The 25,085-nt window shown below is 40.4% G+C and carries 22 protein-coding genes; 12 read left to right on the top strand and 10 right to left on the bottom strand.

Annotated elements, in window-relative coordinates; all coding sequences use genetic code 11:
• A partial coding sequence (locus VIN08_RS15595) for a DUF6263 family protein (protein ID WP_331966948.1) occupies positions 1 to 683 on the top strand: 683 nt, incomplete at its 5' end.
• 54 nt (positions 684 to 737) lie between these two features.
• Here the strand turns inward: VIN08_RS15595 and VIN08_RS15600 are convergent.
• The 9 genes from VIN08_RS15600 to VIN08_RS15640 form a co-directional block, all read right to left on the bottom strand.
• The gene (locus VIN08_RS15600) at positions 738 to 2,228 is read right to left on the bottom strand and encodes a GH3 auxin-responsive promoter family protein (protein WP_331966950.1); all 1,491 of its coding nucleotides are present in this window, start codon (positions 2,226 to 2,228) and stop codon (positions 738 to 740) included.
• Positions 2,229 to 2,380: 152 nt separating this feature from the next.
• Positions 2,381 to 3,160 (bottom strand): LPS export ABC transporter ATP-binding protein, encoded by a 780-nt coding sequence (gene lptB, locus VIN08_RS15605; RefSeq protein ID WP_331966952.1) that lies wholly within the window; start codon positions 3,158 to 3,160, stop codon positions 2,381 to 2,383.
• A gap of 1 nt (position 3,161) precedes the next feature.
• Positions 3,162 to 4,862, bottom strand: coding sequence for a single-stranded-DNA-specific exonuclease RecJ (gene recJ / locus VIN08_RS15610; protein ID WP_331966954.1), 1,701 nt, complete (start codon positions 4,860 to 4,862; stop codon positions 3,162 to 3,164).
• A 4-nt stretch (positions 4,863 to 4,866) separates the two neighbouring features.
• Entirely contained in the window at positions 4,867 to 5,652 is a 786-nt protein-coding gene (locus tag VIN08_RS15615; RefSeq protein ID WP_331966956.1) for a hypothetical protein, read from the bottom strand.
• A 120-nt stretch (positions 5,653 to 5,772) separates the two neighbouring features.
• Entirely contained in the window at positions 5,773 to 6,411 is a 639-nt protein-coding gene (locus VIN08_RS15620) for an Ezrin/radixin/moesin family protein (RefSeq protein WP_331966958.1), read from the bottom strand.
• Positions 6,412 to 6,481: 70 nt separating this feature from the next.
• Positions 6,482 to 7,876 carry a class II fumarate hydratase gene (gene fumC / locus VIN08_RS15625; RefSeq protein ID WP_331966960.1) on the bottom strand — a complete coding sequence of 465 codons (1,395 nt, stop codon included), beginning with the start codon at positions 7,874 to 7,876 and terminating at the stop codon, positions 6,482 to 6,484.
• Between the two features lie 174 nt (positions 7,877 to 8,050).
• Complete coding sequence (locus VIN08_RS15630; RefSeq protein WP_331966962.1) at positions 8,051 to 8,881, bottom strand: substrate-binding periplasmic protein; 831 nt, start codon at positions 8,879 to 8,881, stop codon at positions 8,051 to 8,053.
• A 62-nt stretch (positions 8,882 to 8,943) separates the two neighbouring features.
• Complete coding sequence (locus tag VIN08_RS15635; RefSeq protein WP_331966964.1) at positions 8,944 to 9,336, bottom strand: hypothetical protein; 393 nt, start codon at positions 9,334 to 9,336, stop codon at positions 8,944 to 8,946.
• Positions 9,333 to 9,896, bottom strand: a complete 564-nt coding sequence (locus tag VIN08_RS15640; protein WP_331966966.1) for an RNA polymerase sigma factor — start codon at positions 9,894 to 9,896, stop codon at positions 9,333 to 9,335. The genes VIN08_RS15635 and VIN08_RS15640 overlap by 4 nt, the downstream gene beginning before the upstream one ends.
• Before the next feature lie 149 nt (positions 9,897 to 10,045).
• Here VIN08_RS15640 and VIN08_RS15645 point away from each other — a divergent pair, with 149 nt between their 5' ends.
• Together VIN08_RS15645 and VIN08_RS15650 are read left to right on the top strand one after the other, a co-directional pair.
• A complete protein-coding gene (locus VIN08_RS15645) occupies positions 10,046 to 10,384 on the top strand; it encodes a DUF6249 domain-containing protein (RefSeq protein ID WP_331966968.1) in 339 nt (112 codons plus the stop codon).
• A gap of 56 nt (positions 10,385 to 10,440) precedes the next feature.
• Positions 10,441 to 12,870 (top strand): ABC transporter permease, encoded by a 2,430-nt coding sequence (locus VIN08_RS15650; protein WP_331966969.1) that lies wholly within the window; start codon positions 10,441 to 10,443, stop codon positions 12,868 to 12,870.
• Here VIN08_RS15650 and VIN08_RS15655 read toward each other — a convergent pair.
• The gene (locus VIN08_RS15655; protein ID WP_331966971.1) at positions 12,867 to 13,448 is read right to left on the bottom strand and encodes a ComF family protein; all 582 of its coding nucleotides are present in this window, start codon (positions 13,446 to 13,448) and stop codon (positions 12,867 to 12,869) included. The two genes, VIN08_RS15650 and VIN08_RS15655, sit on opposite strands and share 4 nt — an antisense overlap.
• Before the next feature lie 192 nt (positions 13,449 to 13,640).
• Here VIN08_RS15655 and VIN08_RS15660 point away from each other — a divergent pair, with 192 nt between their 5' ends.
• From VIN08_RS15660 to VIN08_RS15700, 9 genes are all read left to right on the top strand, one after another.
• Positions 13,641 to 13,982, top strand: a complete 342-nt coding sequence (locus VIN08_RS15660) for a carboxymuconolactone decarboxylase family protein (protein ID WP_331966973.1) — start codon at positions 13,641 to 13,643, stop codon at positions 13,980 to 13,982.
• Positions 13,975 to 14,349, top strand: a complete 375-nt coding sequence (locus VIN08_RS15665) for a hypothetical protein (RefSeq protein WP_331966975.1) — start codon at positions 13,975 to 13,977, stop codon at positions 14,347 to 14,349. Before VIN08_RS15660 ends, VIN08_RS15665 begins: the two co-directional genes overlap by 8 nt.
• A 61-nt stretch (positions 14,350 to 14,410) precedes the next feature.
• Positions 14,411 to 17,842 (top strand): hypothetical protein, encoded by a 3,432-nt coding sequence (locus VIN08_RS15670; RefSeq protein WP_331966977.1) that lies wholly within the window; start codon positions 14,411 to 14,413, stop codon positions 17,840 to 17,842.
• A gap of 18 nt (positions 17,843 to 17,860) precedes the next feature.
• Positions 17,861 to 18,265 (top strand): ATP-binding protein, encoded by a 405-nt coding sequence (locus tag VIN08_RS15675; protein WP_331966979.1) that lies wholly within the window; start codon positions 17,861 to 17,863, stop codon positions 18,263 to 18,265.
• On the top strand, positions 18,265 to 18,684 hold the full coding sequence (ybeY, locus tag VIN08_RS15680) for an rRNA maturation RNase YbeY (RefSeq protein WP_331966980.1): 420 nt from the start codon (positions 18,265 to 18,267) through the stop codon (positions 18,682 to 18,684). Before VIN08_RS15675 ends, ybeY begins: the two co-directional genes overlap by 1 nt.
• Before the next feature lie 145 nt (positions 18,685 to 18,829).
• Positions 18,830 to 20,692 carry a tRNA uridine-5-carboxymethylaminomethyl(34) synthesis enzyme MnmG gene (mnmG, locus tag VIN08_RS15685; RefSeq protein ID WP_331966988.1) on the top strand — a complete coding sequence of 621 codons (1,863 nt, stop codon included), beginning with the start codon at positions 18,830 to 18,832 and terminating at the stop codon, positions 20,690 to 20,692.
• Entirely contained in the window at positions 20,689 to 21,573 is an 885-nt protein-coding gene (locus VIN08_RS15690) for a class I SAM-dependent methyltransferase (protein ID WP_331966982.1), read from the top strand. The genes mnmG and VIN08_RS15690 overlap by 4 nt, the downstream gene beginning before the upstream one ends.
• Entirely contained in the window at positions 21,570 to 23,264 is a 1,695-nt protein-coding gene (locus VIN08_RS15695) for an Ig-like domain-containing protein (RefSeq protein ID WP_331966984.1), read from the top strand. The genes VIN08_RS15690 and VIN08_RS15695 overlap by 4 nt, the downstream gene beginning before the upstream one ends.
• A gap of 255 nt (positions 23,265 to 23,519) precedes the next feature.
• The coding region (locus tag VIN08_RS15700; protein WP_331966986.1) for a tetratricopeptide repeat protein at positions 23,520 to 25,085 on the top strand (1,566 nt) is incomplete at its 3' end.

Raw genomic sequence — 25,085 nt, forward strand, 5'->3', positions numbered from 1 at the left:
CGACTTACTCCAAAATTAAAATGCTTATGAAAATGCCTGCACCTATGGGAGATATAGCGATGGACAGCGAAGGTGATGCTGAGAACATGCAGAATAAATTAATGAAGAGCATGACGCAAAAACCTTTCTTCATCTTTATGAATAAGCAAGGTGCTATAGAGAAAGTAGAAGGCACTGAAAAATTATATTCCGGCATATCAGAAATCGGTCTTGACGCTGCCGCTGCCGAGCAAGCTAAGCAATCGCTTCAGCAAGCTCTGAGTGAGCAATCTATCAAGGCAAGTATAGAAGCTTCGCTTATTCAATATGCCGCTGTGAAAGTAAAGACTGGAGATACCTGGAAAAACTCTGTGAGCACAGCACTTAGTTTTCCGATGCAGATAAATAACACATGGAAGTTTGAAAACCTGGAAGGCTCTATTGCTACTGTAAACAGCGATGGTATTATAGTAACTACTGACAAGGAGAAAGTAATTACCGTAAATGGTTTAAAAGCGAAAGTAGATTTCACCGGCCATCAAATGACCAAAGGAAAGGTTGATATAAAAACCGGATGGCCTTCTGAAATGCAGCTTGTATCTGAAATAAAAGGCACCATGAAATTATTGGCCGGAGGTATGATTCCTTCTGATACCGATGTGCCAATGACTATACTCAGCGAAGGAACTTTTACAATCAAGTAATTATAAATAGTATACAACACAATATACCAATACCATTGTGTTGTATACTATAGATCAGGCTTCTGCCATCATCTTCAGAATATCTTCCACGTATTCACGTGAGTTAGAAAGTCGCGGAACTTTATTTTGACCACCAAGCTTTCCACGGCTCTTCATCCAATTATAAAACGTTCCTTCCTCTACGCTATGTATGCGCGGTTCCACCAAGGCAAGATCATGCGCTCGTTTGGCATCGTAGTCTGAATTTATTTCGCGAAGAACTCTGTCCAACACTCTCGTAAAATCATTAAGATCGGAAGGTTTTTCTTTGAACTCTATAATCCATTCGTGCCCGCCCTTTTTACCGTGCCCGAGATATATAGGGGCAGCCGTAAAGTTTTCAATGATCGCGCCGGTTTGTTCACACGCTTTTGCAATAGCCGTCTCAGCATTTTCAACGATCAGTTCTTCACCAAAAGCATTGATGAAATGTTTGGTCCGTCCGGATATTTTTATGCGATAAGGAGAGAGTGAAGTAAACCGAATTGTATCACCAATGTTATACCGCCACAAACCTGCGTTGGTAGAAATTACCATGGCATAGTTTGTATTCAACTCTACTTCACTTAGCGACAGTGCACGCGGATTTTCTTTTTCCAGTTCGCATACCGGAATAAACTCATAGAAAATTCCATAGTCGAGCATCAACAACATTTCTTCGGAGTTACGCTGATCCTGTATACCGAAAAATCCTTCGCTGGCATTATATATTTCCCAGTAGTTCATGCGGTCCGATGGGATCAACGTCTTGAACAATGCACGATACGGCGTGAACGACACCGCCCCATGAAAAAATGCTTCGAGGTTCGGCCACACGTCAAGTATATTATTCTTTCCTTCCAGTTCAACAACCCGCTGAATAAGCAGTAGCGTCCAAGTTGGTACGCCCGCTATATTCGTAACTGTTTCGCGTGCCGTTTCGCGCGCCATTTTCTCGATCTTTTCTTCCCAGTTTCCCATCAATGCTGTTTCAAGACTGGGTGTGCGAATGAATTGTGCCCACTGTGGAAGGTTCTGCATAATTACAGCCGACACATCGCCATAGTATGAACTTGCGCTCGGATCAAAATCATTTATCTGATGACTTCCTCCAACAGCAAGACCTTTACCATCGAATAATGTTGTATCCGGAAAGTTATTGACATAGATCGAGATCAGATCTTTTCCGCCTTTGAAATGACAATCTTCCAATGCCTCTTGCGACACTGGTATAAATTTACTGCGTGCATTTGTGGTGCCGGAAGATTTTGAAAACCACTTGATCTCTGTAGGCCACAGTATATTTTGCTCACCTCGCATGAGACGTTCAATAGAAGGGAAGAGATCTTCGTAAGTATGAATGGGTATACGTTCGCGAAAATGTTCGTATGTCTGGATGCTGCTAAAATCATACTGTGCACCAAACTCTGTATAACGGGCTGTTTGAATAAGCTTTCTGAAAAGCTCATCCTGTACTTCATGTGGATACTTCATGAAGAGCTCTATCTGATGGATGCGCTTCTTCATGACCCACGTCAATATGGAATTGATCAGTCCCATTTACACTTGTGTAAAACCAAAAATACTAAAACTACAGGATTTGTTTCCCGCTGATTTTACAAGATAAATGAGATTATTTATCAGAAGAAAAGAGCCTTATTCTTACAGAAAAGGCTTTTCTATAAACCCTCGGAAGGATCATTCCATTGCTCCTCATTCTGAAACGTAACCTTAGCTCTGCGCAACTCAAAGTTTTGTCCGAGATATACTTTACGAACCTGAGGGTCGCTCGCCAGTTCTTGTGCTGTGCCTGATTTGAATAATTTACCATCTACCATCAGATACGCGCGATCGGTAATCGACAAAGTTTCATCTACGTTGTGATCGGTGATAAGTATACCTATATTTTTATTCTTCAGTTTGGCAACGATGGTCTGAATTTCTTCGACCGCGATCGGGTCAACACCTGCGAAAGGTTCATCCAGCAAAACAAATTTAGGATCAACGGCAAGTGCGCGGGCAATTTCGGTTCGTCTTCTTTCTCCTCCTGAAAGAGACATGCCCATGTTCTTGCGCACTTTATGAAGACTAAATTCTTCAATCAACTCATCTACTTTTTCTTTTCGCTGTTGAGCGGTAAAGTCGCGCATCTCCAATACTGACATAATGTTTTCTTCAACGGTGAGTTTTCTAAACACCGATGCTTCCTGCGCAAGATACCCTAACCCGATACGTGCTCTCTGATACATGGGTAATGGAGTTATCTCCTGATCATCAAGGAATATTTTTCCTTCGTTCGGTTTTATCAACCCAACAATCATATAGAACGAAGTTGTTTTTCCGGCACCATTGGGTCCGAGTAATCCTACAATTTCACCCTGAGCAACCTGCACAGAAACATTGTTTACTACCGTGCGGGTTTTATATTTTTTCATCAGATTCTCTGCGCGCAATACCATTTCAGTGAAATTTAATGTCTTTAATTCTTAATTGAATCGATGTTGTTCCGTTGAACGTGTTCTCTTCTACAGTAAAAGTCATCTTGAAAAGATCGCGCCTTGACAACCGGTCATAATGCTCCGCTAAATCAAACCCTACAGCCTGAAATACATTATCACTGCCTTCTTGTGCGGCAAGAAAGCGAACGTGTTTATCCTTGAAGCTCGAAAGAGAATTGAAAACATAAACATTGTCTGCCTCAAACACGGGTCGTTGATTCTCCGGACCAAATGGTGCCATTTGCTTCAGCACATTCAAAAATTTAGGAGCAATGGTATTGAAGTGCAGAGGCATGTCAATCTCTATAACCGGTGTAAGCATTTCTTCCGTTATAGTTGAAGAAACTACTTCTTCAAATCTCCGCTGAAACGATTCGAGATTTTGTATATCCAATGTTAACCCGGCAGCGTATTTGTGGCCACCGAATTTCTCCAACAGGTCACTGCATTCGAGAATAGCATTATATAGATCAAAGCCATTTACACTCCTGGCAGAACCGGTAATTTTATTGTTCGACTCTGTTAAGATCACGGTTGGTCTGTAAAACTTTTCTACACACCGAGCAGCAACTATGCCAATTACGCCTTTGTGCCAGGTATTTTTGAAAAGTACAGTAGATTTTGCCGAACGCAGTGCATCATCGTTCTCGATCATCGAGATCGCTTCCTCCGTTATATCAGAATCAAACTGTTTACGAAGATCATTTTTAACATTGATTTTCTCGGCCAGATCGTTAGCTTCTGCTTCTGTTTTTGATATCAATAAGTCAACGGCTGCCCGGGCATGTGCTACACGCCCGGCGGCATTAATGCGTGGCCCCAGGGTAAATACTATTCCGGAAATATCGAGGTCGTTTTTTATAGCTGCGATATCTTTTAACGCCTTTAAACCTGGTGATGGGTCTTCGTTGAGTTTACGTAAACCGAAATAAGCAAGCGTACGATTCTCTCCTGTGATCGGAACTATATCGGATGCTATACTTACAGCTACAAGATCAAGATATTGATATAGCTCTTGTTCATCGCGAAATTTCTGCGCGTAAGCTTGTATTAATTTAAAACCGATGCCACAACCGCTTAACTCTTTGTAAGGATACGTGCAATCTTTTCTTTTCGGATCGAGCACAGCTGCTGCGTGGGGAATGTTATCGTCTGGCAAGTGGTGATCGCAAACAATAAAATCTATAGCCTTGTGCTGTGCTATATCTATGAGCTCCGAAGATTTTATCCCACAGTCAAGAGCAATGATCAAGGTATATCCATTTTGCTCGGCCCATTCAATACCTGCCAGAGAAACACCATAGCCTTCGGCATAGCGGTCGGGTATATATACTTCGCAGTTCTTGTAGAAATTATGAATATAGCTATATACTAACGAAACAGCTGTTGTTCCATCCACATCGTAGTCTCCATAGATGAGGATTTTTTCTCCCGAGTCGATTGCTTGTTTTAATCGGACAATAGCTTTGTCCATATCCTTCATCAGAAAAGGATCATGAAGCTGTTCCAGCGAAGGACGAAAAAAATCTTTTGCTTCCTGAAAATCATTTATTCCTCGCTGAAGTAAAATTGAAGTAAGACAACGGTTAACATTTATAGCCTGCGAAAGTTGTTCGACTTCCTGAGATGAGGGTATTTCTTTTTGTATCCATCGTTTATACATCTTCTTAGTTTGATTCGAAATTTATTTTACCCTGATTACCAGATATACCACTGGCACTTTCTGTTCCGGGCAAACCATCTTTACCATTTTTACGTGCAGGCCCAAGTCCGGCCGGGCCATGATAACCGGCTCTCCCAGGAGAACCTGCATAGCCTCCACCATTTCTGACAAGAATTTGCTTGCCAATCATGTCTTTTATTTTTTGACTGATAGCGCTGTTCAATGTTAGTGTCCCACCGTTGGCGCCATTACCTCCAGGCCCTGCATTTCCTCCGTTAGAACCATCGCCACCAAAGCAATGTACTGTGCCGGGACTTCCGCCTCCGCCATTGCCGCCATCTCCGCCCTTGCCACCGTCTCCGCCTCCGAGGTCAATGATGAGCGTTCCTCTCAGTGTTATTCTCTCAAGATACAGAAAAAGGTTGATGCCTGGAGTACCATCCAATCCTCTGCCTCCATTTCCACCCGGTAAACCTGAGCTGCAAGGAACCGTAGGACTTACTCCGGATTTTCCAGCTCTTCCTGTTTTTCCATTTATACCATGGCCGTCAATAACACAACGATTGCCAATGATGGCTGTTCCTATGCGGAGATAATTTTCACGTTTAAGTTTATTCAGTACGAGGCGCGAAGAGTCGAGCATGATCAATGTATCGGCTACAAGAATATCAGACTGACCAATGTCGTATACTTCGTGTTTCTTTATTATGAGCGTTCCCACACGAATTTGCGCCAGGAGTGTAACGGGTAAAAGAAATAACAGTAGTATAAAAATCTTCGAGCAGGTCATTCCACAAAAATAAAGCAGTGCTTGTCTTTTGAAAATTCTATGATGCGCATTTCGATAGACTTGTAATAAACAAAAAAAGCAGTGCTTTACCACTGCTTTTCTACTTAAACAGAATGATTTTTACTTAGAGCTCTCTGCAGGTTTTTCGTTCACAACGCCTTCAAGAACATCTTTGATTTCTACACGCTGACCATCTTTGTAAGGAACGATCCAGGCATCTTTTACACCCATTTCGCGCATATATTTTTTAAAGGTGTCTGCTTCCCAGTAATCGCGAAAAATTCCAATCGTTATTTTCTGTGGTTCACCTTCTTTAGCTTCACCTCCAAAGTTTGGATTGTTATCAAAATACTTCGTCAGGTTTTTATTCTTAAAAGCACCAATCTGAACTTTAAACACAATTCCCTTCGAGAAGTCCATTGGGTTTATAACAGGATTTTCTTTTAGTTGTGCCAACTCCGCTTTGGTTGCTGTAAGCTGACCTTTGCTTTGCGTTAGTTCATCTTCCAGTTGCACGATCTTCGCATCTTTATCACTAATCTGACCTTGCATCTGAGTAACTTTCTGATTGAGGGAAGATACCTGCGATTCTGCAGACTGTTTTTCTTCTGTTAATTGCTTAAGGGCTTCCGGACTTTTAGAAAACTCTTTGGCTTTCTTCTTCCATTCCTTCTTTTCCTGTTTTGAAAGTTGTCCGAAAACTAGTGAAGATGAAAAAATGAAAGCCAGACAAAAAAATAAAGTAAGTCTATATTTCATGGCTTGTTGTGGTTTAAATCCCATTAAAAGTACAAATAAATTTATAATTTTTTTCAGAAGGCCCTATTTATCAAAGGCTTCCCACCATTTTTTCAGGTCGCACCCACTGGTCAAACTGCTCGGAGGTGAGCAAGCCTAACTCCACAGCTGCTTCGCGCAAAGTTTTATTTTCCTTATGTGCCTTCTTGGCAATCTTCGCTGCGTTCTCATAACCGATATGCGTGTTCAGAGATGTTACCAGCATCAGCGAGTTCTCCAGGTGTTGTTTGATGATCGGTTCGTTCGGCTCTATACCTTCTGCACATTTATCGTTGAAAGAAACGCAGGCATCACCAATAAGTCTTGCTGATTGAAGTACGTTCGCTGCAATTACAGGTTTGAAAACATTTAACTCGAAATGTCCCATAGAACCACCAACAGAAACGGCTACATCATTACCAATCACCTGTGCACATACCATGGTTAATGCTTCCGGCTGTGTAGGATTTACTTTGCCAGGCATGATCGAAGAACCAGGCTCGTTATCCGGAATTATAATTTCGCCTATACCTGAACGAGGACCTGAACTTAGCATACGAATGTCGTTTGCTATCTTCATAAAAGATACCGCTGCACGTTTCAGTGCTGCCGATAGTTCTACCATAGCATCGTGCGCAGCAAGAGCTTCAAATTTATTCGGTGCCGTTATAAATGGAAGGTTCGTTAGTTCCGCTATTTTTTTTGCTACGAGCACATCGTAACCTTTAGGAGTATTTAGTCCGGTACCTACAGCGGTTCCTCCCAAAGCCAGCTCACAAACAACTTCCAATGCATTTTTTATAGTACGAATGCTATTGTCGATCTGTTGAACATAGCCTGAAAACTCCTGGCCGAGAGTAAGTGGAGTAGCATCCATAAAGTGCGTACGGCCAGTCTTTACTATATTTTTATACGCTTCTGATTTCTTTGCGAGTGTATCGCGCAGTTTTTTCATTCCCGGCAACGTAACATCAACCACCTGCTTATACGCAGCGATGTGCATAGCTGTAGGAAATGTATCGTTAGATGACTGTGATTTATTTACGTCATCATTCGGATGAAGTACTTTTTTCTCATCCGTAAGTTTACCTCCCTGCATCACATGAGCACGATAGGCAATCACTTCGTTAACATTCATGTTGCTCTGTGTACCCGAACCGGTTTGCCAGATTACCAACGGAAATTCGCTATCAAGTTTTCCTGTAAGAATCTCATCACAAACTTTCGCTATCAGATCTTTCTTATCTGCAGAAAGAACGCCCAATTCCTGGTTGGCCATAGCTGCGGCCTTCTTCAAGTAGGCAAAGGCATATATAATTTCCTTCGGCATGCTGGCTTCAGGACCAATCTTAAAATTATTACGTGAACGCTCAGTCTGGGCCCCCCAATATTTATCGGCAGGAACCTGCACCTCACCCATGGTGTCTTTTTCAATGCGATAGCTCATAGCAGAATTTTTTATTTGAGCGCAAATATAGGATGCAATCACAAAAGTGAAACGATTGCATTCTCGATCAATGGCTGATCAGAAAAAGTTTATTAAGGAGAGAACTCATCAAAACCAGCCAATAAAACATCAGTCTTATCAGGGAAATCAAAAAAGAAAGCAGCAATAAATGTACTACCGAACGAGATTCAAAAACGTGGAACCGAGGTTATCAGCAATGATTTTCTTGTAGCGAACGCTTTTACGATAATCGGCCGTAAGAAATTCACTCCAGACCTGATCCCAGTCTGTTTGCTTCGCCATAATAAATCCAAGTTCCTCGGCATTGCCAAGTTCAACGTCATGTCTTTTGATTGGAAGCTTTTTACGAACCACACCAACGTACTCGGTGAAGTCGAGAATTGAAAACACTTTAGGGTTTGTCGTGAGATTCTTTATCACGCTTTCGCTGGATGGTGCGTATACTACATTGAGATCAGGATAATATTGTTTTTTGATCTTGTCTACGTATTTAACGTGGGTGCTACCGGTTATGACCTGGGCTGTAAAACCCTGGAAAGTTTTAGACAGATCCGTTAAATTACTCAAGGTTGGAGATTGTTGATTGGTGAGCAACACCAACTGCGTTGTCATAAAAGGCGGAGTGAATTTCATGATCTTTTTCCGCTCATCTGTTATACTGGTATTCGTTACTCCGAGAATACCGGGTGTTTGCTGTACAACTTTCAGAAACGAAGAGAACTCGTGCTCTTCGCCAGCGTAGTTTATATTTAGCGAAACGTTGTGTTTTGTTTTTACATACTCAGCAAAATCAGAGAGTATATCTACGCAAACGCCCTTCATTTTACCGTTTACATTTTGAATGAGACCAGCCTGATCGTAGTACACAATCGTTAGCGAACCAGATCCTTTCATTTTTACTTTTGACCAACTGTCACCAGAATATTTTTGTGCAAAAGATATACTGAGCATAAAGCTCAGCACAACAGTAAGAAACTTTACCATGAATATGAGCGGACTTTAAATATTATACATCGCTAATATAGGGGTAAAGCGCAAAATTAAAATTACAGCGTAGTCTGTTTTGTTCGGATAAATTTCTTGTCGATCCAGTTCAGCAGAAAAATAAAGATGGTACCAAAGAGGAACACGCCTTTGTAGCCTGAAATTTTAGATAAAAATCCGGCACTCGGTACAAATCCGGTTAAGGCCGTAGCAATAATCATTACCACCAGCAAAACAATTATACCTGCCACAAGCCAGAAGTATTCGCGTTTTAGTGAGCGACTTTGTTGGAGCTCAATTTTTCTTACAACAGAAGAGGCAAAATTTCGTGGCAAAGTATAGACTGGCTCCTTTTCCAATGAATTGAAAACTTGCTGATATACTCTTTCGTCCGGAGAGTCGGAGAACACACCGGATTCTATTTTTTCCTGAAGTCTTTTTTCTTCTTCGCTCATAACCATTCTTCTTTAGCAATATACTTCTTTACTTTTTCTTTAAGGAGCATGCGGGCACGAAAAAGATAGCTCTTTACCGTTCCTTCGGGCATGGCCGTTACTGCACCTATTTCTTCGTAGCTCATTCCTTCCAAATGATATAGTGTAAGTACAGTTTTATAGCTGGTGGGTAACAGGTCGATCTGCTTTAAAATAAAATCATCCATGTCTTTATCCTCCAGTAATGATTCCGGGTTTTCATCCTGGATAAAAGAAGAAAAGAAACGTTCTTCATCCGGAATATGGTCAAGCGGAATTCTGCGCTTGCGCAGGTGGTTGATCGCATGCCGGTAGGCAATGGTCGCTATCCAGGTAGACAGTTTAGACTGAAAATTAAACTCTCCAAGTCTGTCGTATACTTTTAAAAATACATCCTGACAAAGTTCTTCACGCTCTTCGTTGTTTTTTATCAATCGGCCGATCATGTGAGCTACAAGCCTTTCATGCTGTTTAATCAACAGCGTGAAGGCCTGCAGATCTCCCTGTATAGTCCTGGAGATAAGCGCCTTTTCATCTATCATTGATGGGTTAGACAATGTGGGGCGGAAAGATGTTGCAGAAAGTAACGAAAATGTTTCCGATCAAAATCTTTCTGAAAAAGATTAAAACGCTGCAACATTCACAAGTAGCGGTGTGTCATACCCTGCAAACAAAAACAAACTCAAATTTTATGGAACACGTTCTAATGCCCATCGCCATAATTGGAAGCTTCGGTACAAGTGTATATTTCTTCACCAAGGTTATCACCGATTATATACTGAAGAAGAAAATGATTGATAAAGGATTTGTAAACGAAGAAAGTCAATCAATATTTAGAGCTCATACTGCTGAGAATAAATTCTCTTCACTCAAATGGGGATTGATTGCCTTCTTCGGAGGAATATCGCTAATCGCCATGGATTATCTTGACGTTCGCCCAGACTCTACTTTACCGTATGGATTGTTTGCTGTTTCTCTTTCACTGGGCTTTCTCATTTATTATTTTCTGGTGAAACGGGATATAAAGTAAGATCGCTGTTTCAGTAAAGACCTCTCTCCATCTTTCCCTTTTCAACCCCCTCTTTTATGTTCAAGAATTATATACAGGTTGCCCTGCGTAATCTGCGCAGGCATAGATTTTTTTCATTCATCAACATTTTTGGTCTGGCTATAAGTATGTCGATTTGCCTCGGCATCATGATGCTCGTAACTGATCAGTTGATGTACGATCGGTATAATACAAAACGCGATCGTGTCTACCGGATCATCACTCGTTATCTGAATCCTGACGGGTCTACAGCCGGTAACGAAATGTCTACGGCTCCTCAACCTCTTGCGCAGATCCTTCTTGAAGACTACACGGGTATATCAAAAGCCGTAAGAATCAGAAGAGGTTTTGGCAATAACTGGCTGGAGCTTGAACCGGGACGAGATATAAATATACCCTTATCAGGGTTCTTTGTAGACCCGGAGGCGCTGGACGTTTTTGAATATGAGCTTGAACAGGGCGATGCAAAAACAGCATTGAAAGAACCCTACTCGGTTGTGCTCACCAAGAAAGCCGCCAGGAAATTATTTAAAGAAGAGAATCCGGTTGGCGAGGTAATTAAAGTAGGTAAGATAGGAGAGTATAAAGTTACCGGTGTTCTGAAAGAAACTCTGCACAAGTCGCACATTGTATTTGAAGGGTTAGCATCTTATTCCACTATAAAAAGTTTGGAGGCAGATAGCACGTTCAACAAAACAGATTCGGGTTGGGAGAATTTTACTGCAGGCTGGATATATCTGTTGCTGGATGAAAAACATTCTTCGAGCGAGATAGAAACGCATCTCAACACTATTGCCAAAAAACAACACGCCCAGCAGGCAAAAGATAAAGAGGAGCGTGGGTATACATTTTACCTGCAAAACATTTCCAGCATAACACCCGGTGCATTTATCAACAACCCGATCGGACCCTTCATGCCAATGATCTTTGTCTATTTCTTCGGAGGCCTTGCGCTGATTGTTATGATTACTTCGTGTTTTAATTACACAAACCTATCTATTGCGCGAGCGCTTACACGCGCCAGGGAAATAGGTGTTCGAAAAGTAAATGGAGCCTATCGCTATCAGATATTTATACAGTTCATTTCGGAGGCTGTCATCATTTCTCTTTTCTCGTTGGGAGTCGCTCTTCTTTTTTTGATGGCTGTAAGACCTTTCATGCTCAATCTGCAATTTGCCAAGGCACTCAAGTGGGACTTGGAAGGAAATATATATGTATACCTGGCGTTCTTTGGCTTTAGTATAGTTATCGGTCTTTTGGCTGGTTTCTTCCCGGCAGTGATCATGTCCAAATTTCAACCGGCCAAAGTTTTGAAGAATATTTCTGGTATAAAGTTATTCTCCAGGCTTACGTTACGCAAATCGTTGTTAATCGCACAGTTTACATTGTCACTCATTTTTATCATTTCGGTGCTGTTGCTCTACAATCAGTTGCAGCTTTTCACGAAGGCCAATCATGGCTTTGCCATGGATCATAAAATCAATGTACGCCTAAGCAATACTTCATATACATCGCTCAAAACACAACTAAGTTCCTATAGCAATATTGAGAGTATAGCAGGAGCCTCGCATGTTCCGGCAACAGGCATTACGTATGGCGACAATTTTAAAAAAGAACTTCAGGATAAAGATGGTTTTCTGTTAGACTATTTCTTTGTAGACGAAGGCTATCTAACCAATATGGAAATACCATTGGTAGCCGGGAAGAATTTTGATTTGCAAAATACCGAACGCAACAAGAATCTGATCCTTCTCAATGAAGAGGCTGTTAAAGAATTGAAATTAGGATCTCCACACGATGCGATCGGAGAATTTCTATATCTGCAGGAAGACTCTTCCCGGTATGAAGTTGCTGGCGTAGTAAAAAATTACAATCACCAGATGATGGTGAGTAAGCTGGAGGCAATGGCATTGCGCTATAATCCCGAGCGGTTCAATCTTTTGCAGGTGAAATATACCGGCTCGCGAGAAGAGGCGATCAAAAGTATAGAAACGGCATGGGCTAAAATCAACCCGACTATGAAAGTTGATTATAAAGATTTTGAAGAAGAGGTGCGGTCGTTTTACAAAACTGTGTTCAGTGATTTTGTAAGCATCATTGGTGTTATTGCGTTCATGGCTATCATCATATCTTGTCTTGGTTTGTTAGGCATGGCCACATATACAACCGAAACCCGTTTGAAAGAAATTTCCATTCGCAAGATATTGGGTTCAAGCGATCGCGCGCTAGTGGTATTGTTATCAAAAGGATTTTTTATCCTCTTGATAATCGCTATTGTTTTAGCTGTACCAACAGCCTGGTTTATCAACAATCTTTGGTTAGAGCAGGTAGCCTATAGAACAGAGTTCGGTTTGAGTGTGGTTGGTTTGGCAGTAGTAATCCTGATTCTATTAGGAACATTAACGATCGGTTCGCAAACTATACGGGCTGCTCTTGCCAATCCTGTAGATAATCTCAAGAACGATTAAGCTTCTGCAATACTGGCAACCTGTATGGCGCGGCAGCCATTTTTAATCAGCGTTTGTGCACAAGCCTCAACAGTCGCTCCGGTTGTGATCACATCATCCACAAGAAGAATCCTCTTGTCTTTAATAGCAAGAGGATTTTTCACGTGAAAAACTTCATCAACGTTTTGCCAGCGATTCAGTTTATTTTTCTTCGTCTGTGTATCTGTTTTTACTTTCTTCTCCAGTATATCATCCGAAAAAGGAATGGTTAATTTTTCTGAAAGTCCTTCAGCGAACTTGGCACTTTGATTATACCCTCGTTTTCTCCTCCTCGATTTGTGAAGCGGAACAGGAATGATCAGATCAGACTGATTCCACCCACTCGTTTCTGCTAATCGTTGTCCAAGCACCTTGCCCAGCATAATACCAATCTCGGGCTGGTGTTTATACTTCAACGCATGCAACAAATGTTGAACTCTGCTGGTTTTAGAAAAGCGAAAGAGCGCTGTTGCTTTCTCCAGCTTAAACCGGTTCGACAATCGATCATGTAACGGATTATGATCTGTGCGATGATAATTGGTTTGAGGAATCTCCAACATGCATTTTGTACAAACCAGTTCCTCTCCTTTTGCCAATGAATTGGAACAGGCAAGACAACAAGTTGGAAAGAACAGGGAAACGAAATCGGAGAAGACCTCTGTAACCAAAGAATTAATCATTTTAGAAATATATTTGCCGACAACTGAATTTTTTAAATATAAATAAATCCAAAAAACAAAACGAGAAAGGCTATGGGACTTGTTGAAGATTTCAATACATACCGCAGTAAAATGAATGACAAGATTATGGCTTCCGATAGCCTGATCATTAAGCGAATATTTAACCTCGACACCAATGCTTACGCTGAAGGACATCTTGATGTGAAGTCTAAAGAATTGATTGGACTCACGTGCTCACTGGTTCTTCGTTGTGATGATTGTGTTCGCTATCATCTAGGCAAATGCAAGGAAGTTGGATTTACTACCAATGAAGTTCATGAAGCAATGGGCGTTGCAACACTTGTCGGTGGGACAATTGTTATTCCACATTTGCGCAGAGCTTTTGAGTACTGGGAGGAACTGCAAAATGTTTAAACGAGATCTTGAACTGGATCGTACATGGGCAGCGCTTCTTGTTGAGATCGAAAAAATGATTGGTAAAAAACCAAAAGATCTCAACGGAGTTCTCTTCCTAATCGGAGTACAGGAATTGGGAAGAGGGAAAAAAATATTCAGCAAAGAGGAGAAGCAAGACTTAATACATATTGGTATATGTAAAGTGTTAAGCTACTCTGGTTATTACGAATTGGAAGGACAAGATAAAGATGGCTGGCCCTATTGGAAGCTGATAAAAAAACTGCCGCACTTTGATTTACTGGAACAGGAGAAACTTTTAAAGATGCACGTGATCGAGTACTTCGAAAAAGAGTATGATTGGTCATTGCCAAAACACGGTGAGTAGTACTGTGTCCGTTTACAAGTCAACGCTTTGTTTTCGAAATAGCAAGCCGCTATCTTAGAACTTGTCAACTTTAAATCAGGTTGTTGCGTTTTTGACTATTACTAAACATGCACATTTTATGGGGACGGGTGTAGAGCAGATTCATGAAAAGATCCGATCGTTCAAGCGGAAGTATTATCTCAATATTTTCGTGAAGGGCACCATTTTATCACTGGCAATTTTAGCAAGCTATTTTCTGATAGCCACATTAATTGAATACAACTTGTGGCTGAGTCCCTGGGCCAGGTTCCTGATCTTCTTTACTTTCATTGGTGTTGCCTTCTTCTGCACATATCGATTTCTGAAAGAGCCTCTAGGATGGTGGATTGCAAGAAGAGGGCTAAATGAAGAACAAAGCGCAAAGATCATTGGCAAGCATGTGCCATCCATAAATGATAAGCTGTTAAATCTTATTCAGCTTGATGCCTCAAAAAGTAGCTCAGCACTCACCTACGCCAGTATAGAACAAAAGTCAAAAGACTTCGCCCCACTTCAGTTCGATAGCTTCATCGATATAGGTGAAAACAAAAAGCATCTCAAATATCTTCTCATTCCGTTCGCTGCAATTTTTGGTATCATTTTCTTCAACAGCAGCATTCTTACCTTAAGCACTCAACGCATTGTAAACTTTACGCGGCAATATTCGCCTCAGGCCCCTTTCGAATTTCTGGTTGATCAAAAATCTCTTACTGCATTTTATAATGAAGATCTTGATGTAAACATTCAACTGAATGGAAAGGCTATTCCAGAAGATGCTTACCTGGTGGCGGGTGATCAGCGGTTAAAGCTGGAGGCTAAAACAAATGGAGAATTTGTCTATCATTTTGAAAAGATTCAACAAGCTTTCGATTTCCAAATTGAGGCTGCTGGGTTCTTTTCTGAAGTGTTTCACGTGTCACTTATCAATCGCCCTGAATTGACTCAGTTCACAATTGATCTGGAATACCCCCGATATCTGCAGCGCTCGTCAGAAAGGCTTGTTAACTCCGGAAACCTCGAAATACCCGAAGGGACCCAGGTTCACTGGAACCTCTCTGCAGCTAATACAGGGCACGCCAGCATTTCATTTTCTTCTGAGAATGTCTCCAATAACTTACAGTCATCTGATAATCAGATGTTTACATTTAAAAAAGAGTTTAGAAGTCCTGATCAATATGAAATTGTTCTGGAAAATGAGAAGAGTAAAAACAAAGAGAAGATTTCATACCGGGTGGATGTTATTAAAGATCAGTTTCCTCAAATAACAGTTAACAATTTCAAAGACTCCGTGCTATATCAGCGAGTAATTCTGGGAGGATCATTAGGCGATGACTATGGCATAACGCAGTTATTACTTCATTATCGAATCAGAAATGAAAAACAGAAAGAGATCCTTTCAAAGAGTGTTAGCATTCCCATAGCCAAAAATCAACTGCAGCAAAGTTTCTTCTATAACTGGTCTGTTGATTCACTTGATTTAAAACCAGGAGAACAATTGGAATATTACTTACAAGTTTGGGATAACGATGGTGTAAATGGAAGAAAATCTACGAAGACCGGTTATTATACTTTTCTGATTCCATCCAAGGATAATCTTGTTACTGAAATCAATCAATCACAAGCGCAAACACAGCAAAAAATAAATCAGAGCGAGTCAAAGGCTAACAAGCTTCAAGAAAAGATAGACCAGGCCTATCAAAAGCTTAAAGGAAAACAAAGCCTGGATTGGCAAGACAAGAAAATGTTGGAGGACATCATTCAGCAAAAGCAAAGTCTTGACAACATGCTCGAACAGGTGAAAGAGGAGAATAAACTGCTGGAACAGAAAAAAGAGGCTTTCACTAAACAGGATGAGCGCATTCGTGAAAAGGCGCAGCAGATTCAAAAACTAATGGACGAGCTTCTGGATCCAGAAACAAAGAAGCTCTTTGAAGAACTTCAAAAGCTATTAAAGGAAAATACAGACGTATCTCAACTCCAGAAAATACTCGATAAGCTAAACCAGAACACCAACAACCTTGAAAAGGAATTGGAACGCACATTGGAATTGTTCAAGCAACTGCAATACGATTATAAGCTCGACCAAGCCATTGAAGACATCAAAAAGCAAGTTAAGGAGCAGCAGTCTTTGTTAGAAAAGACAGAATCGTTGGACAAGGAGAAATCCGATAAGAACAACAGCAAACCAGACAAGTCGGATAAAAGCAACAAGGGAGACGATAGCAAAGGGGAGAAAAACGACAGTAGTAATTCTGAAAGTCAGGAACTGGCTAAAGACCAGGAAAAGTTGAATGAAGAGCTCAAAAAGACTTCAGAGAAAATAGAAGACCTTAAAAAACTGGGTCAGGAATTGGATAAGGATAAAGAGCTTCCATCTAAAGAAGATTCAAATGAGGCAGGCGAACAGCAGGAGCAGAGCAAAGAAATGCTGCAGCAAAACCAGCCTTCCAAATCAAAAGCACCACAGCAAAAGGCCATAAAACAAATGCAAAAAATGCAGCAGCAGATGGAAGGTGCTCAAAGCTCCATGTCAATGGAGATGGATATGCAGAACATCGAAAGCTTGCGTCAAATCATTCACGGTCTTGTAAAACTTTCTTTCGATCAAGAAGCTTTGATGAAAAATTTCTCTGAGCTAAACCAAAGTGACCCACGCTTTAATGGTCTTGCGCAGCAACAATTAAAACTGAAAGATGATGCCCGTGTATTGGAAGACAGTTTGTTGGCGCTCGGAAAACGAGATCCTTTTATGGGCACGATCGTAACAAAAGAAGTTAGTGAGCTAAATGATCATCTTGATAAGGTGATAGAATCAAACAAAGAAAGAAGAAGACCCCAGGCTTCTACCGAAATGCAGGCCAGCATGACATCCATCAATAACTTGGCTTTAATGCTGGATGATCATTTTGATATAATGATGCAGATGATGTCAAATGCACAACCCTCGATGGGAAAATCTAAGCAAAAGGGGCAAAAGCCAAGCCTCAGTCAAATGCAGCAGCAATTGAATCAGAAGATTCAGGATCTAAAAGGAAGTGGCAAATCTGGTCGCCAACTTTCTGAGGAGCTGGCAGAAATGGCTGCAGAGCAGGAGCGGATTAGGAAAGCGCTTCAGGACATGCAGGAAAAGATGAAAGAGGATGGAAAAATGCCTGGCGGAGATTTACCATCCAAAATGGAGCAGACAGAAATGGATTTGGTGAATAAACAACTAACCGACCAGCTAATAAAAAGACAACAGGATATTTTAACCAGAATGCTCGAGACTGAGAAGTCAATGCGTGAGCAAGACATGGATGAGGAAAGAAAAGGAGAGACCGCAAAGGATTATGACAAAGAAATACCAAAGGCATTTGAGGAATATTTGCGACTCAAGGAAAAAGAAGTAGAATTGCTAAAAACAGTTCCACCAAAACTTTACCCTTACTATAAGAAAGAAGTAAGCGACTATTTTAAAAGAATGAATAACCAATAACAGGGATAACAACGGCACATGAACACGATCAGCATCCAGGTTCCATCTTTAATGGAAAACATCAGAATGATTGAAAGCTTTATTGATAATGCAAAGGAACGTTTCCACCTGGACGATGATATCTATGGGAACATTATGATAGCTGTGACAGAAGCCGTGAACAATGCCATTAAGCATGGCAATGCGAGTGATAAGTCAAAGAATGTTCATTTGAGCCTTTCCTTAGAAGACAGCATGATAAAATTCATAGTAAAGGACGAGGGCAAAGGATTTAATTATGATAATCTTCCAGATCCAACAGCTCCGGAAAATCTGGAGAAGCCCGGAGGTCGTGGAATCTTTCTGATGAAACATCTTTCGGATGAAGTTGACTTCAAAGATGATGGCCGTGTTGTTGAACTTAGCTTTTACATGAACTCTTAATGGCTCTCGTACGATTTTTCACCGAAGACACTAAATTTAAACTCCCTCATCCCGTTAAGACAAGCCGTTGGATAAAGAACACTATCCTAAAAGAGAAGAAGAAGCCTGGAAATCTGAATTTCATCTTTTGTTCAGACGATTACCTCCGGGAAATCAACATTCAGTATCTCAATCATAAAACCTATACAGATATCGTAACCTTCGATTCAAGTGAAGAAAAGAACTTGATCGAAGGCGATATCTTTATCAGCATTGACAGGGTCAAAGAAAACTCTGAAAAGTTCAGCCGTCCTTTTGACGAAGAGATTCATAGGGTCATCATCCACGGAGTATTACACCTTATAGGATACACGGACAAGACTGCACAGAAAAAAACCGTAATGCGCAGAAAAGAAGACAGCTATCTATCTTTGCGGTAAGTTCCACGTGGAACACAAATAAAACACCATAAAACATATCAATCTGGTTCCACGTGAAACATAAATGTGGAAATGTGGAAAGATTTTGTGGGCAACTTTGTTCCACGTGAAACAAGAAGTCAGAAATAAGAAAGTTACAACTATGATATTTCCAGAGTATGATGTAATAGTAGTGGGGGCAGGTCATGCTGGTTGTGAGGCATCACATGCCGCTGCTGCAATGGGTTCTAAAGTTCTTTTGATAACGATGAACATGAACACCATTGCCCAGATGTCATGTAATCCTGCAATGGGTGGAGTGGCTAAAGGGCAAATTGTTCGAGAGATAGATGCTCTGGGTGGACTCTCTGGTATTATCTCAGATAAATCAATGATTCAGTTTAGAATGCTCAATCGATCAAAAGGTCCTGCAATGTGGAGCCCTAGAACACAAAATGATCGAATGAGATTTTCTGAAGAGTGGAGGCTTGCTCTTGAAAGGACGCCAAACCTGGATTTCTGGCAGGAAATGGTCAAGGAGATACTTGTAAAAGATGGAAGAGCTGTTGGTGTAAAAACTGCTCTGGGTTTAGAGATAAAATCCAAAGCCGTAGTTCTTACAAACGGAACATTTCTTAATGGTAAGATTCATATAGGTGAAAAGAACTTTGGGGGTGGGAGAACAGCAGAGAAAGCCGCCACTGGATTAACAGAACAATTAGTCAGTCTCGGTTTTGAATCAGGAAGAATGAAAACGGGCACGCCACCCAGAATAGATGGTCGTAGCCTAGATTACTCGAAGATGGAAGAACAACCGGGAGACGAAAACCCAGGAAAATTCTCCTATTCCAATACCGTACCATTGAATAAACAAGCTAGCTGCTGGATAACCTACACCAATGACACAGTCCACGAGGAGCTAAAAAAAGGATTCGATAAATCTCCAATGTTTCAGGGGAGAATAAAGGGGCTTGGACCAAGATACTGTCCTTCCATAGAAGACAAAATAAATCGCTTCGCAGAGAGAGAACGTCATCAAATATTTGTTGAACCTGAAGGATGGAATACCGTGGAGATATACGTAAATGGCTTCTCGACCTCTCTTCCTGAAGAGATACAGTACCAAGCCCTAACAAAGATTCCCGGTTTTGAAAAAGCAAAGATGTTCAGACCAGGCTATGCCATAGAGTATGACTTCTTTCCACCCACTCAACTAAATCTAAGCCTGGAAACTCAACTAGTTCAAAATCTATTTTTTGCGGGCCAGATAAACGGAACAACTGGTTATGAGGAAGCAGCCTGTCAAGGATTGATGGCCGGGATCAACGCTCACAATAAAGCTTTTGAAAAAGATCCTTTTATTCTCAAGAGGTCAGAAGCCTATATCGGAGTACTTATTGACGATCTCGTTAGCAAGGGTACACAAGAACCCTATAGGATGTTTACATCAAGGGCTGAATATCGAATTCTATTAAGGCAAGACAACGCAGACTTAAGACTTACAGAACTTGGCTACAAATTGGGATTAGCTGATGAAGAGCGCTTTCAGACAATGCTGAACAAAAAAGCCCATGTAAATCAATTACTACAAGAATTAAAGAAGAACAAGGTAGGTCCTGAAACCGTAAACACTGAGCTTACAAACTTTAATACTTCGAGTATTCTCGAAAAAGTTACTATTGCTCATCTTCTGAAAAGACCTCAACTCGGGATCACAGAAACAAAAGCACTAGCTCCTGAGATCGCAGATCTTATGAACAAGTATCCAATAGAAGTACAAGAGCAAGCAGAGATCAGTATCAAATACGAGAGCTACATTGACCGAGAACAAAAACTTGCCGAAAAGATTGGCAATCTCGAAGACTTCAAAATCAAAAGTGATTTTGACTATGACCGAGTAAAAGCTCTCTCACTCGAGGCAAGAGAAAAACTCAAAAAGATTAAACCAGAAACACTTGGTCAAGCCACACGCATTAGCGGCGTGTCGCCATCAGATATTTCAGTCCTTACAATCTATCTTGGAAAATGATCAGCGTAACAAATTGCCCGATCTGCGGGAACTCAACATTCTACAAACATCTCAACTGCAAAGATTATACTGTTTCACATGAATCATTTGAAATCATAAAGTGCAGTAATTGTTCTTTTCACATTACAAGTCCAAGACCCGATGATTCAACTATAGGCTCTTACTACTTATCCGAAAGTTATATATCGCACAACAATAAAGCTCAAGGCATACTTGACAGACTATATCTCCTAGCCAGGAAATATACCCTTCAATGGAAGCTATCGCTACTTCAAACGTACAATCAAAATTCTGAAAAAACTCTACTTGATTATGGAAGCGGTACAGGGGCTTTTCTTGAAGCGTGTTCTAAAAACGGATGGCAAACCACAGGAATTGAACCATCTGAAAATGCCAGAAAAGCATCTAAATATCTACAACTATCTGTTTATCAATCGATTAACCAAATAAATAGCAATAAATTTAATAGCATAACTCTATGGCACGTTCTGGAGCACGTACCAGATCTTGACGTAACGCTACAGCAACTTAAATCTCTTCTATCAGACAAAGGGACACTATTTATAGCCGTACCTAACTTTCAAAGTAGCGATGGTCAACATTACAAAGAATATTGGGCTGGTTATGATGTACCCCGACACCTTTGGCACTTTTCACGTGAAAACATGAATCAACTCATGCAAAAGAATGGTCTCTCTATCATCAACATTATTCCTATGAAACTAGATGCATACTATATATCTCTGCTCAGCGAAAAGTACAAAAGCCCAACATCAGGATTACCCGGAATGATACTTGCTTTTAAAAACGCTATGTTGTCAAATCTTCGCGCAAAGAAGACCGGCCAATATTCAAGCCTGATATATATTATTAGAAAATGATTAACACAAAACATCTTCACTGGTTCATCTATCCATTGTTCTTCCTTTGTTGTGCCAGGCAGACTGCACCCACTGGTGGACCTAAGGATACAATCCCACCACATCTCGTAAAGTCGTTTCCAACTAAAGGGCAGATTAATTTCAAAGACACAAAGCTCGAACTCCTCTTTGATGAAATTGTTGCTGTCAACAACCCAAGAGAACAAATAATTATAACTCCGGATATAGGGAAAGAGTACGAAGCTACTGCACGCAAAAACAAAGTAACGCTAACATTAAAGAATAAACTCAAAGACAGTACAACCTACTCATTCAACTTCCGAGACGCTATTCAGGACATCACAGAAAAAAATTCTGCTGTAAATCTCAAACTTGCCATTAGCACAGGAAACTACATCGACTCGTTATCTATAGCAGGCAGGGCTTTCGATCCTGTTAAGAACAAAGAATTAAAAGACATTACCATCGCTCTATATCAATCGGACACGTTCAACATTTTCAAACACAAACCTGCCTATCTAACAAAAAGCAACGATAAAGGAATTTACACGATTGAAAACTTGAAACCAGGCTATTATCACATCTACGCATCAGACGACAAAAACAGAAATCTAATAGTAGACAGCAAATCAGAAATCTACGGATTTCTATCAGATAGCGTACTTCTAACGAACAATATCAAAAATATAAACATCCCGTTGATAAAACTTGATGCAAGAACCTTAAAGCTTACCAACACCAGACCTTACAATACTTACTTCAATATTAAACTCTCCAAAAACCTAACAAATTTCCACCTGTCAGCTCCCGGAGAAATAATTATCTCATCATTCGGTGACGACCAGGCCAACATAAAAGTCTACAATACTTTTGACACGAAAGACAGTGTAGCAGTAAAACTCAATGCTACAGATAGCATCTACAACACGATTGATACTACCCTGTATGTAAAGTTTAACAAAAGAGAAGTTAAACCCGAAGCATTTACTTCTAAGTCCGAAGGCTTCAGAGTTCTAGTTAACAAGGGAACTATTCAAGGCCGCATATTATTCAGCAAACCGCTACTAAATATAAACTACGATAGCATTGTATATAAAATAGACTCACTTAATACAATAACATTTTCACATGAAAACCTGACGTGGGATAGCCTTCATAATATTCTAACCATCCACAAAACATTTGACAAGAAGCTCCTTGCCAAACCAGACGAATCACAACAGCAAAAATCTTCTCAACCCAAGCCACCCATTAATACAAAAACACCAACGAAAAAGATTATCAATAACGAACTCTACTTTGGCCGAGCAACATTTGTAAGTATAGAACTCGATAGCTCAAAGCAAACCACAGAACAACTAAAACCTCTTCAACTTGAAGAAACAGGAATAATCTTTACACAAATCAAAACAACAGAACAAAACTTTATTGTAGAACTACTCGATAAGTCATTTAAAGTAATTCAAAGCATAAGCAACAATCCAAAATCCACTTTCGAAGATCTATCTCCAGCAGAATATCAAATCAGACTTATCATTGATAAAGATAAAAATGGCAAATGGACTCCAGGAAATTTCTTGACCAATCAAGAACCTGAACCAATTATTTTCTATAGAAACGAAAAAGGGAATCCGACCATCAATCTCAAAGCCAATTGGGAGGTCGGTCCTCTGTTGATAACTTATCAATAACTTGTTAGATCATGTTGAAAAACTCAGACAAACTAATAACAAAAGCCCCTCGTTTATAATCCATGAACATTCATGTGGACAGTAACCGAGTTACCAACATTCTTTAACATCGACATCTATCCACACTCACACTATCCACACTTCCATACCATGTTCATAACTCTTTAATGATTTGATAAAGAGTTATTTAAAATGTAAATTAATTCTACATTCCCTCAACAAGAGAGCTATATCGAGTATTATCCACATTTCGACATGACTAATTATAAATACTATATATATAATATAATACATATTAATAATGCACGTAGAATAGTTCTCTTCTTCGTAGCGTTACTCTACTCGTCAATTCTCTTCTCTCAAAATCAATCTGAGATTCAACTCGCAAATGAATATTTACTTCGTGGCGACAAAAAGAAAGCTGCTGAGCTTTACCGTGAGCTGTCAAAACAGGATGTGAATAATTCGTTCATTTATAACAACTATATAAACACTATGCTGGACTTGGGCGCTTACGATGAGGCCCAGGGATACCTGAAAAAATTATTGCGTAGAGAGCCTGATAATATTCAATACAAGCTCGATGTTGGTTTGGTCTACGTCAGATCAGGCGAGCTGCAGAAAGCTGATCATTATTACCGCAACCTGATCGCAGAAAATAAAATGAACGTGCAACGGATAAAGATGATGGCAGAATTTTTTTCGTCACGTACGCTCATTGAGTATGGTATTGTTGCGCTCACCGAAAGCAGAAATTTTTTAAACAATCCGAATCTCTTCAGTCTTGACTTGGCCATGCTCTACCGCTTAAAAGGCAACCAGGATAAAATGGTTCAGGAGTATTTGAACTATGTAACCCAAACTTCAGCCAATATTCAGTATGTAAAAAATGTTATGCAGGCGCTTCTCACTGAACCAGAGGAATTAACAAGTTTGGAGAAATTGCTTTACGATCGCGTTCAACAATTTCCGGATGTGGAAGTTTACTCAGACCTGCTGATCTGGGTAACAATGCAGCAAAAAAATTTCTACGCTTCTTTTATTCAGGCGCGCGCGTATGACAAGCGGTATAAACATGACGGTGAAAAAAGCATGGAAGTAGCTAGAGTTGCGTTGGATAATGAAGACTATGACAATGCGGCCAAGATCTACCGCTATATTATTCGTGAGTACAACCGAACGCCTAACTACCTTATGGCTACCTTAGGCCTTATACGAACCCGCGAAGCCAGACTTCGAAAGACATATCCGGTTAGTGCCGATTCCGTAAAGACACTCGTTGATGATTACAAAAAATTTATTCGTCAATATCCGGATAATGCGAATGCGCTTGAAGCTGCAAGGAGCGAAGCACTCTTGTTTGCCAATTATCTTGATCAAAAAGATTCTTCCATTCTTATCCTGAATAAACTTATAGCCAACCCACGCACATCAATGTATCTGCGTTCAAAAGCAAAATTGGATCTGGGTGATATTTATCTTCTGAAAGGAGAACCGTGGGAGTCAACTTTACTTTACTCGCAGGTTGAAAAAACGCAGAAAGAAAATCCTGTGGGATACGAGGCAAAATTGAAAAATGCGAAGCTATCGTATTACAAAGGCGATTTCAGACTTGCCCAGGAACATCTCGATATTTTGAAAGAAGCAACGACTCGTGAAATCGCGAACGATGCGCTTGACCTGAGCATGCGTATAAAAGAAAATATAGCTTTCGATTCACTAGGGGAAGCTTTGAAAGAATATGCTTCCGTTGAATTGTTATTATACCAAAACAAAACAGACGAAGCGCTGAAGCAGCTCGAAAAATTAAAACAAGGTTAT

The organism is Ohtaekwangia sp. (assembly GCF_036568665.1).
GTDB lineage: Bacteria > Bacteroidota > Bacteroidia > Cytophagales > Cyclobacteriaceae > Ohtaekwangia.

Bases quoted from the DNA above. Each gene is read 5' to 3' on its own strand.
- VIN08_RS15600 (WP_331966950.1), bottom strand. From the start codon at position 2,228: ATGAAGAAGCGCATCCATCAGATAGAGCTCTTCATGAAGTATCCACAT.
- lptB (WP_331966952.1), bottom strand. From the start codon at position 3,160: ATGGTATTGCGCGCAGAGAATCTGATGAAAAAATATAAAACCCGCACG.
- recJ (WP_331966954.1), bottom strand. From the start codon at position 4,862: ATGTATAAACGATGGATACAAAAAGAAATACCCTCATCTCAGGAAGTC.
- VIN08_RS15615 (WP_331966956.1), bottom strand. From the start codon at position 5,652: ATGACCTGCTCGAAGATTTTTATACTACTGTTATTTCTTTTACCCGTT.
- VIN08_RS15620 (WP_331966958.1), bottom strand. From the start codon at position 6,411: ATGAAATATAGACTTACTTTATTTTTTTGTCTGGCTTTCATTTTTTCA.
- fumC (WP_331966960.1), bottom strand. From the start codon at position 7,876: ATGAGCTATCGCATTGAAAAAGACACCATGGGTGAGGTGCAGGTTCCT.
- VIN08_RS15630 (WP_331966962.1), bottom strand. From the start codon at position 8,881: ATGGTAAAGTTTCTTACTGTTGTGCTGAGCTTTATGCTCAGTATATCT.
- VIN08_RS15635 (WP_331966964.1), bottom strand. From the start codon at position 9,336: ATGAGCGAAGAAGAAAAAAGACTTCAGGAAAAAATAGAATCCGGTGTG.
- VIN08_RS15640 (WP_331966966.1), bottom strand. From the start codon at position 9,896: ATGATAGATGAAAAGGCGCTTATCTCCAGGACTATACAGGGAGATCTG.
- VIN08_RS15645 (WP_331966968.1), top strand. From the start codon at position 10,046: ATGGAACACGTTCTAATGCCCATCGCCATAATTGGAAGCTTCGGTACA.
- VIN08_RS15650 (WP_331966969.1), top strand. From the start codon at position 10,441: ATGTTCAAGAATTATATACAGGTTGCCCTGCGTAATCTGCGCAGGCAT.
- VIN08_RS15655 (WP_331966971.1), bottom strand. From the start codon at position 13,448: ATGTTGGAGATTCCTCAAACCAATTATCATCGCACAGATCATAATCCG.
- VIN08_RS15660 (WP_331966973.1), top strand. From the start codon at position 13,641: ATGGGACTTGTTGAAGATTTCAATACATACCGCAGTAAAATGAATGAC.
- VIN08_RS15665 (WP_331966975.1), top strand. From the start codon at position 13,975: ATGTTTAAACGAGATCTTGAACTGGATCGTACATGGGCAGCGCTTCTT.
- VIN08_RS15675 (WP_331966979.1), top strand. From the start codon at position 17,861: ATGAACACGATCAGCATCCAGGTTCCATCTTTAATGGAAAACATCAGA.
- ybeY (WP_331966980.1), top strand. From the start codon at position 18,265: ATGGCTCTCGTACGATTTTTCACCGAAGACACTAAATTTAAACTCCCT.
- VIN08_RS15690 (WP_331966982.1), top strand. From the start codon at position 20,689: ATGATCAGCGTAACAAATTGCCCGATCTGCGGGAACTCAACATTCTAC.
- VIN08_RS15695 (WP_331966984.1), top strand. From the start codon at position 21,570: ATGATTAACACAAAACATCTTCACTGGTTCATCTATCCATTGTTCTTC.